This window comes from Tritonibacter sp. SIMBA_163, assembly GCF_046535935.1.
GTDB lineage: Bacteria > Pseudomonadota > Alphaproteobacteria > Rhodobacterales > Rhodobacteraceae > Epibacterium > Epibacterium scottomollicae.
Window position 1 is genome coordinate 1 of record NZ_JAWJBP010001053.1, and the last position, 246, is coordinate 246.

A 246-nucleotide genomic window follows, 5' to 3' on the forward strand; every position below is an offset into this window, starting at 1 on the left:
GCGGATGCCGGGGAAGCGCTCGAAATACTTCTTGATGTATTCGCCTGCCTCGGAGCGCTCGATCGACAGCTGGTTGGCAAGCCCGAAGGCCGAGATGCCGTAGATGATGCCGAAGTTGATCGCCTTGGCGCGCCGGCGGATCTCGCTCGGCATGCCTTCGCCGGGGACGCCGAACATCTCGGATGCGGTCATTGCATGGATGTCGATGCCGTCTGCGAAGGCCTGACGCAGCTGCGGGATGTCAGC

Annotated in this window: 1 protein-coding gene; it reads right to left on the minus strand. The window is 63.0% G+C overall.

What is annotated here, in order from left to right; all coding sequences use genetic code 11:
• Positions 1 to 246 (minus strand): DNA polymerase (locus R0J92_RS25560; protein WP_411053749.1); only part of this gene is annotated, 246 nt, incomplete at both ends.